Annotated in this window: 9 protein-coding genes; 2 read left to right on the top strand and 7 right to left on the bottom strand. The window is 64.0% G+C overall.

Features of this window, described 5'->3' with window-relative positions:
* The 6 genes from fabG to AC1DS3_RS31455 all read right to left on the bottom strand — a co-directional run.
* Window positions 1-718, bottom strand: a 718-nt coding sequence (gene fabG, locus AC1DS3_RS31480) for a 3-oxoacyl-ACP reductase FabG (protein ID WP_477128672.1), incomplete at its 3' end; no start/stop codon positions are given.
* A 15-nt stretch (window positions 719-733) separates the two neighbouring features.
* The gene (gene fabD / locus AC1DS3_RS31475; RefSeq protein ID WP_477128671.1) at window positions 734-1,669 is read right to left on the bottom strand and encodes an ACP S-malonyltransferase; all 936 of its coding nucleotides are present in this window, start codon (window positions 1,667-1,669) and stop codon (window positions 734-736) included.
* 72 nt (window positions 1,670-1,741) lie between these two features.
* Window positions 1,742-2,722 carry a beta-ketoacyl-ACP synthase III gene (locus AC1DS3_RS31470; RefSeq protein WP_441641070.1) on the bottom strand — a complete coding sequence of 327 codons (981 nt, stop codon included), beginning with the start codon at window positions 2,720-2,722 and terminating at the stop codon, window positions 1,742-1,744.
* Window positions 2,723-2,781: 59 nt separating this feature from the next.
* The gene (gene plsX / locus AC1DS3_RS31465) at window positions 2,782-3,858 is read right to left on the bottom strand and encodes a phosphate acyltransferase PlsX (protein ID WP_459371422.1); all 1,077 of its coding nucleotides are present in this window, start codon (window positions 3,856-3,858) and stop codon (window positions 2,782-2,784) included.
* Window positions 3,859-4,181: 323 nt separating this feature from the next.
* On the bottom strand, window positions 4,182-4,361 hold the full coding sequence (gene rpmF, locus AC1DS3_RS31460; RefSeq protein ID WP_006158597.1) for a 50S ribosomal protein L32: 180 nt from the start codon (window positions 4,359-4,361) through the stop codon (window positions 4,182-4,184).
* Window positions 4,362-4,480: 119 nt separating this feature from the next.
* Window positions 4,481-5,077, bottom strand: a complete 597-nt coding sequence (locus AC1DS3_RS31455; protein ID WP_441641072.1) for a DUF177 domain-containing protein — start codon at window positions 5,075-5,077, stop codon at window positions 4,481-4,483.
* Between the two features lie 248 nt (window positions 5,078-5,325).
* On the opposite strand from AC1DS3_RS31455, the gene AC1DS3_RS31450 reads away from it, so the two are divergent.
* Both AC1DS3_RS31450 and AC1DS3_RS31445 read left to right on the top strand, forming a co-directional pair.
* Window positions 5,326-5,925, top strand: a complete 600-nt coding sequence (locus tag AC1DS3_RS31450) for a Maf-like protein (RefSeq protein WP_441641073.1) — start codon at window positions 5,326-5,328, stop codon at window positions 5,923-5,925.
* Between the two features lie 51 nt (window positions 5,926-5,976).
* Window positions 5,977-6,708: an SAM-dependent methyltransferase gene (locus tag AC1DS3_RS31445; RefSeq protein WP_174425087.1), complete on the top strand. Its 732-nt coding sequence runs from the start codon at window positions 5,977-5,979 to the stop codon at window positions 6,706-6,708.
* A gap of 82 nt (window positions 6,709-6,790) precedes the next feature.
* Here AC1DS3_RS31445 and AC1DS3_RS31440 read toward each other — a convergent pair whose 3' ends face one another.
* Window positions 6,791-7,885 (bottom strand): S49 family peptidase, encoded by a 1,095-nt coding sequence (locus AC1DS3_RS31440; protein ID WP_477128673.1) that lies wholly within the window; start codon window positions 7,883-7,885, stop codon window positions 6,791-6,793.
* Window positions 7,886-7,893: the final 8 nt, after the last annotated feature.

Genomic DNA, 7,893 nt, shown 5'->3' with positions numbered 1-7,893 from the left:
GCGTTGTACCAGTGATGTAGGCCGCCTGCGGACCTGCCAGGAAGGCCACCGCGTGCGCGATGTCCTCCGGCTGGCCGAGCCGGCCCAACGGGATCTGCGTCTTCAGTGCCGCATGCTGCTCTTCCGACAGAACCTTGGTCATGTCGGTATCGATGAAGCCCGGCGCCACACAATTGACGGTGACGTTGCGGCTGCCGATCTCGCGCGCGAGCGCGCGGCTCATGCCTTCCACGCCGGCCTTGGCCGCTGCGTAGTTCATCTGGCCCGGGTTGCCGGTCGAGCCGACCACCGAGGTGATGTTGATGATACGGCCACCGCGGGCCTTCATCATCGGGCGCAGCACGGCGCGCGACAGGCGGAACACCGCCGTCATATTGGTCTCGATCACCGCGCCCCAGTCCTCGTCCTTCATGCGCATGGCAAGCTGGTCCTGGGTAATGCCGGCATTGTTCACCAGCACGCCCAGGCTGCCATGTGCCTTGACCAGTTCGTCGATCAGCGCTTCCGACGCCGCTGCATCATTGACGTTGAGCACAGCGCCGCGGCCCTTGCCGCCGGCTGCCGCCAGGTACTCGCTGATGGCAGCTGCACCTGCCTCGCTGGTGGCGGTACCCACCACGGTGGCGCCCTGGGCGGCCAGTTCCAGTGCGATGGCGCGGCCAATGCCGCGCGATGCGCCGGTTACCAGCGCGACCTGGTTTTCCAGAAATTTTGTCATTGCGTTGGTCCTTGTTTACTTCAGCAGCGCCAGCGTGTCCTGCAGCGAGGCCGGATCGAAGATCGCCCCGCCCACCAGGCTGCCGTCGATGCGCTTGGTCATGCCGGCCAGCACCTTGCCGGGGCCGCACTCGATCACATGGGTCACGCCTTCGGCAGCGATCTTCTGCACGCACTCGACCCAGCGCACCGGGGCTGCGGCCTKGCGGACCAGCGCGTCCTTGATGGCTTGCGGATCATTGACGATGGCCACATCGACGTTGTTCACCAGCGGAATCGACGGCGCAGAGAACACCATGCCGGCCATGCGCTCGCGCAGGCGGTCCGATGCGGGCTTGAGCAGCGACGAGTGGAACGGCGCCGACACCGGCAGCGGCAGCGCGCGCTTGGCGCCGCGTGCCTTGGCCAATTCGCAGGCCTTCTCCACGGCACCCTTGTTGCCGGCGATCACCACCTGTAACGGGGCGTTGAAGTTCACGGCCTCCACCACGCCGGCACCGGTCGCCGAGGCTTCAGCGCAAGCGGCGCGCACGTCGTCGTCGGACAGGCCCAGGATGGCCGCCATGCCGCCCTCGCCAACCGGCACGGCCTCCTGCATGGCTTGTGCGCGGAAGCGCACCAGCGGCACCGCGTCAGCGAAGGGGATCACGCCGGCTGCCACCAGCGYGGAATATTCACCCAGGCTGTGCCCCGCCACCACGGCCGGAGCCGGGCCGCCGGCGTCGAGCCAGGCGCGGTAGATGGCCACCGCGGCGGTCAGCATCACCGGTTGCGTGTTGGTGGTGAGGTTCAGGTCCTCGGCCGGGCCTTCGGCGATCAGTCGGCCCAGATCCTGCCCAAGTGCGGCGGATGCCTCATCCAGCGTGGCGCGGACTACCGCATTGCCGGCAAAGGCGTTGAGCATGCCAACTGCCTGCGAGCCTTGCCCTGGGAATACAAAGGAGAATTTCATCGCAATCGAATCGTAAAGATGAATAGCGCCAGGTCGGTGCAGCGGCATGACACCGCCGCGCCGGCCCGAATATTACATGCGCAGCAGTACCGCGCCCCAGGTGAATCCGCCGCCCACGCCTTCCATCAGCACGTGATGCCCCGCACCGATGCGGCCATCGCGCACCGCTACGTCGAGCGCCAGCGGGATCGAGGCAGCCGAGGTGTTGCCGTGCTCATGCACCGTAGCTACCATGCGCTCGGCGGGCAGGCCAAGCTTTTTGGCCGTGCTTTGCATAATGCGGATATTGGCCTGGTGCGGAATCAGCCAGTCGACCTTTTCCGCCGGGAACTGCGCGCCCGCGAGTGCTTCGCGCGCTACCTTGTCGAGCACGGTGACCGCCAGTTTGAACACAGCCTGGCCATCCATGTGCAAGAAGGGGTTGCCAGTGATATTGCCGCCCGAGACGTTGCCCGGCACGCACAGGATATCCACATGGCTGCCGTCGGAGTGCATCGCCGACGACAAGATGCCGGGCTCCTCGGAGGCCGACAGCACGACTGCGCCGGCACCGTCGCCGAACAGCACGCAGGTGGTGCGGTCGTTGAAATCCAGGATGCGGGAAAACACTTCCGAGCCAATCACCAGCGCATTGCGGTGTGAACCGCTGCGGATGAATTTCTCGGCGGTGGCCAGCGCATAGACAAAGCCGGAGCACACGGCCTGCAGGTCGAACGCCGCGCAGTTGTTGGTGATGCCAAGCTTCTGCTGCACCAGGCAGGCGGTGCTGGGGAAGACGAAATCGGGCGTGGAAGTGGCAACGATGATCAGGTCGATGCTCTGGCGATCGATGCCGGCAGCCTCCAGCGCGCGCTCCGCCGCCTTGACGGCGAGGTCGCTGCTGGTGACATCCGGCTCGGCCCAATGGCGGGCCGAGATACCACTGCGCGAAAAGATCCATTCGTCGCTGGTCTCGATGCCCTTCTCAGCCAGTTGCGCCGCGATATCTTGGTTAGTGACGCGCCGCGGAGGCAAATAGCTCCCGGTCCCGATGATTTTTGCGTAGCTTGTCATGTAATGTCGGATCGATCGTCTGGCCACGGGTCGTCGCCCGCGGCATCTACATCAAGACCTCAGGCGGCGTGCGGGCTTGGACTGGAATCCTCGGCGCCTGACTGCGGGCCGGTAGCCGGAGTGCTGTTACCTGACTTGTTGGCGAAGGCCTGAATGGTGCGTTCGATCACACCATTCCTGGCCGCATCATACCCGCGTTTGATAGCCCACTCAAAAGCGTGCGCGTCGGCGGACCCATGACTTTTGACGACCAGCCCGCGCAGGCCGAGCAGGGAAGCGCCGTTGTAGCGCGCCGGGTCCAGGCGCCGGGACAATCGCTTGAGTACCGGCAAAGCCAGGACCGCCAGCAGCTTGGTAAACCACGAACGCGTGAATTCTTCCTTGATCATGTTGGCGATCATCTTGGCCAGCCCTTCGCTGCTCTTTAGCGCGACGTTGCCGACAAAGCCATCGCACACCACGATATCGGTAGTGCCCTTGAAGATGTCGTTGCCTTCCACGTTGCCGTAGAAGTTGAGTTCCGAAGCACGCAGCAGCTCACCCGCGCGCTTCACCACATCGTTGCCCTTGATCACTTCCTCGCCGATGTTGAGCAGGCCGACGCTCGGGCGTGCCTTGTGATCCACCACGGCGACCATGGCCTCCGCCATGCGCGCGAACTGCAGCAGGTGCTCGGGCTCGCAGTCGGCATTGGCGCCGAGGTCGAGCACCGTGGTACCCCAGCCCTGCTCGTTGGGAATGGTGGTAGCGATAGCCGGCCGCTCGATGCCTTCGAGCGTTTTCAGCACATAGCGCGACACCGCCATCAGGGCACCGGTATTGCCTGCGGAGATGCACGCGCCAGCCAGCCCCTCCTTCACCTGGGTTACCGCCACGCGCATCGAGGAATCCTTCTTCCTGCGCAGCGCCACTTCAACGGGGTCATCCATGGTGATGACTTCGGACGCGGTGACAATGCGTACGCGCGGATGGTCGAGCGCGTGCAGCTTCTTGAGCTGCGGCTCGATGCTGTCCCGCAAGCCGACCAGCACCACTTCGGCGTCGCTATGGCTGGAGAGAAAACTGATCGCCGCCGGTACGGTCACGGAGACACCGTGATCGCCACCCATGCAGTCGATAGCTAGTTTGATCGTCATTGTTTCCTGGTGCAGAAGCGCTGGTCGGCGTGACTTGAAATCCTGGCTCCCGAGCCGGGCAGGCATGACCCTGACCAGCCGGTGGCAACCCGACGGCACTCCCGGAGCGCTCCACGGCGAGATCTGGCGCCGCCCTCGCCGCCGCGCACGGCATCTAGCCATGCACTCAGCCTGAGCCGGCGGCGCAAATCGGCCCGATGGAAGCCTGCGCTACGGTTTGCGCTGCGAGCGCGCAACAAAAAAGCGGMAACGATTTTGCCGCTTTTTTGTTTTTGACCTACCAACGTGCGCGTACGAGACGCAAAGTCACGCCGAACGATCTGTCAGTCGTTCTTGGTCTTGATGACCTTGCGGCCACGATAGTAGCCGTTCGGGCTCACGTGGTGACGCAGGTGGGTTTCGCCCGTGGTCGGCTCCACTGCCAGCGCTGCCGTGGTCAGGTGGTCGTGCGAGCGATGCATGCCGCGCTTGGAGGGCGACTTCTTGTTCTGTTGAACTGCCATGATGACTCCTTCGAGAATTTTTCAATGGTAACACACGCATCCCGCACGAGGCGTAGCCGGGCCCGGCCGGATGCTGATCCTGGTGCCTTGGAACGTTGCCAGATGCCGGCGAACCGGCTTCAGTGCTTCGTTTTCAGGCCGGCCAGCGCCGCAAAGGGCGAAGGCCGTTTTTCTTCTTCCGGCAGAACCTCTGGTTCAGGTTCCGCCTGTCCGTCCACCCCGGTCACGAGACTTTCGTGCACCGTGGGGCAAACGTCATGCTTGGGCGCCACCGGCAAAGCCAGCAGCACTTCATCTTCAATCAGCGTCAGCAGGTCGAAGCGCTTGGAGCCAACAATGACATCGAGCTCGTCGTCGTCCATGGGCGCCGCATCGGCATCCGCCTCGCTGGCGACCACCTCGAAACACATGTCCGTGGCGATCGGCTGCTCGTAGACCCGCAGGCAGCGCTGGCAATCCAGCCAGACCCGGCCATTCACGGCCAGGTCGACGAACAGGCGCTCCACCGCGGGCTTGCCGGGCTCGCTCGCCTCTTCCTCGACAAAGCCGGAAAGCGCGTAGCTGAACACCTCATCCGGCGCCGATGCTGGCGCTTGCGCCGCAGTCTCGGCTATGATGCGCGGCAAATCGCGAGCAGCAACCTCGCCGGTGGCGTCGTCGCCAGCGCGGCAAAACGCAAAGAGATCGAGCGCGCGCAGGTCAATCGGCTGGGTCATGTCTTATCGTGCCGTCATGCCGGGAGGCCTCCCGGAGGATCGCGGCTTCGACGCATTTTTACGTATACCTGGCATATACCTGTATACGCACCGTCGAAACGTGACTCGGAAGCTACACAACACCGGGAAAAACACGGTATTGCGCCGGACTTGCTTGGCTAAACGCGAGATTATACGTCGATTCTGCTGCCGCGGTCAAAATTTTGGAAGACGGTCATTCGCCGCTTTCCCTTTTCGCTCAATTACTTATGTCGCAAACTTCCCGCCCCACCCTGATCCTGGGTTCCAGCTCACGTTATCGCCGCGAACTGCTGGAACGCCTGCGCATTCCTTTCGAGGTGGCGATTCCCGACATCGACGAAACCCCGCAGCCCGGCGAAAGCCCCGAGGCCACCGCGCTGCGGCTCTCCCACGCCAAGGCACAGGCCATTGCCGAGCGGCATCCAGGCACCCTGGTCATCGGCTCTGACCAGGTCGCCACGCTGGACGGCAGGCAGATCGGCAAGCCCGGATCCCACGAGAAGGCCCTGGCGCAATTGCAATGGATGCGCGGCCGCACCGTCACTTTTCACTCGGCGTTGTGCTTGCTTGACAGCCGTAACGGCGAGGCTCAATTGGCGGATGTCCAGACGCGCGCGACTTTCCGCGACCTTCCCGACCAGGAACTGGATGCCTACCTGCGCATCGAGCGCCCTTATGATGTCGCGGGCAGCGCCAAATCCGAAGGATTGGGCATCGCCCTGCTCTCGCATATGGAATCCGACGATCCCACCGCGCTGGTAGGCCTGCCCCTGATCGCGCTGACCAATATGCTGCGCCAGGCCGGCTACCCTTTCTTCCAGGATTAAGGGCTTCGCCCAACCTGCGCCRAGCCACAGAAGACAAATGAGAATCCAAGCATGAGCGGCACCCTGTACCTGATCCCCAACACCTTGGGCAAACGCGACGAGTTCGACCCGCTCGCGGATGTCATTCCGGCTGGCGTGCAGCAAATCACGGCCAGCCTGGACTACCTGGTGGCGGAAAATGCCAAGACGGCACGCGCCTTCCTGAAGAAGCTCAGCGAAACCTGCCCGCTGGCCAAGCCAATCCAGCAGATCGAAATCCGCGAGCTCAACGTCAATACGCGAGAAGGCGAACTGGCCGCACTGCTGGCACCAATCCGCGAAGGGCGCGACGGCGGCCTGCTGTCGGAAGCGGGCGTACCGGCCGTGGCCGATCCCGGCGCCAACCTGGTGCGCCTGGCTCACACCAAGGGCGTGCGCGTGCGCCCGCTGGTGGGCCCGAGCTCGATTCTGCTGGCCGTGATGGCGTCCGGCCTCAATGGCCAAAGCTTTGCTTTCAACGGCTACCTGCCGGTGGATGCCGGCGAGCGCGCCAAGCGCCTGCGCGAACTGGAGCAGCTATCGCGCAAGGCACGCCAGACCCAGGTCTGGATCGAGACGCCGTACCGCAATGGCCCCTTGCTGGAAGCCATGCGCCAGCATTGCGCAGGCACCAGCCTGCTGTCGATCGCGGTAGACCTGACCTTGCCAAGCGAGACGATCGTCACGCTGCCCATCTCCGATTGGCGCCCGGAGCGGCTGGCACTGAACAAGCGCCCGGCCATTTTCTCCTTGCTGGCAGCCTGAGCGACGGTCGGGCAACGAAGCAACAAACGAAAAATGGGGCGCTTTCGCCCCATTTTTTTACTCCGTGCCCAGCTTGGCCAACTTAATGCATGGCCTGCACGCGCGTGCCGAACAGCATGGTCTTCATCGCCGCCGTGCCCATCGCCGCGCCGAAACGCTTGGCTACCCGCTCCGCAATATTCTCCTTGACGGTGTAGTCGACGATGTCCTCGGCCTTGAAGAGATCCCGCGCCACGTAGTCCGCGTTGCCCAGGCCGTCGGCCAAGCCCAGCTCCACGCTGCGCTCGCCGGACCAGAACAAGCCGGAGAACAGGTCCGGATCGTCCTTCAGGCGGTCGCCTCGGCCTTCCTTGACCACGTCGATGAACTGCTGGTGGATCTGCTTGAGCATGGTTTCGGCGTATTGCTTCTGCCTCGGCACCTGCGGCGAGAACGGGTCGAGCATGCCCTTGTTGGCGCCGGAGGTATAAAGCCGGCGCTCGACGCCCAGCTTGTCCATGAGCCCGGTGAAGCCAAAGCCGTCCATCAGCACGCCGATCGAGCCGACAATGCTAGCCTTGTCGACAAAAATCTTGTCGGCCGCCGCCGCCACGTAATAGCCGCCCGAGGCGCAGATCTCCTCCACCACCACGTAGAACGGCTTGGCGGGATAAAGCGTCCGCAGGCGCCGGATCTCGTCATTGATCATGCCGGCCTGTACCGGCGAGCCACCCGGCGAATTGATCTTGAGGATAATCCCGGCGGCATTGGTGTCGGCAAATGCGGCTTGCAGGGCTGCGTTGATCGATTCGGCGCTGGCCGGCGTCCCGGCGGCGATCTCGCCGTCGAGCGATACCATCGCCGTATGGCGACCGCTCGTGGCAATGGTGCCGTCGCCCTTGAAGTCGAAAACAGCAAAGAAAATCAGCACTAGCAGAGCGAGCCCGGCGAAGCGGAAGAAAATGCGCCAGCGGCGTGCCGCGCGCTGCTCGCGCAGCGTCGCCATCAGCACCCTTTCCAGCACATCCCGCTCCCAGCCTGTGCCCGTGGGGACGGGGCCGACGTCACGACCTGCCATGCGCGCCTGGCGCTGGCCGGCTTCTTTCTGCGAAGCAGCATCTCCGGCGCGCAACTCCTGCTCCAGCGGGTAATCCGCCTGCGAGACGGTTTCCAGCCGTTCATCCCCCGCCCCKGGCACCCCGGCGC

Source organism: Cupriavidus sp. 01L46 (assembly GCF_056399905.1).
This window is presented reverse-complemented; position numbering and strand designations above follow the sequence as displayed.

Excerpts from the sequence above, each read along its gene's own strand:
- AC1DS3_RS31470 (WP_441641070.1), bottom strand. The coding sequence starts at position 2,722 with ATGACAAGCTACGCAAAAATCATCGGGACCGGGAGCTATTTGCCTCCG.
- plsX (WP_459371422.1), bottom strand. The coding sequence starts at position 3,858 with ATGACGATCAAACTAGCTATCGACTGCATGGGTGGCGATCACGGTGTC.
- rpmF (WP_006158597.1), bottom strand. The coding sequence starts at position 4,361 with ATGGCAGTTCAACAGAACAAGAAGTCGCCCTCCAAGCGCGGCATGCAT.
- AC1DS3_RS31455 (WP_441641072.1), bottom strand. The coding sequence starts at position 5,077 with ATGACCCAGCCGATTGACCTGCGCGCGCTCGATCTCTTTGCGTTTTGC.
- AC1DS3_RS31450 (WP_441641073.1), top strand. The coding sequence starts at position 5,326 with ATGTCGCAAACTTCCCGCCCCACCCTGATCCTGGGTTCCAGCTCACGT.
- AC1DS3_RS31445 (WP_174425087.1), top strand. The coding sequence starts at position 5,977 with ATGAGCGGCACCCTGTACCTGATCCCCAACACCTTGGGCAAACGCGAC.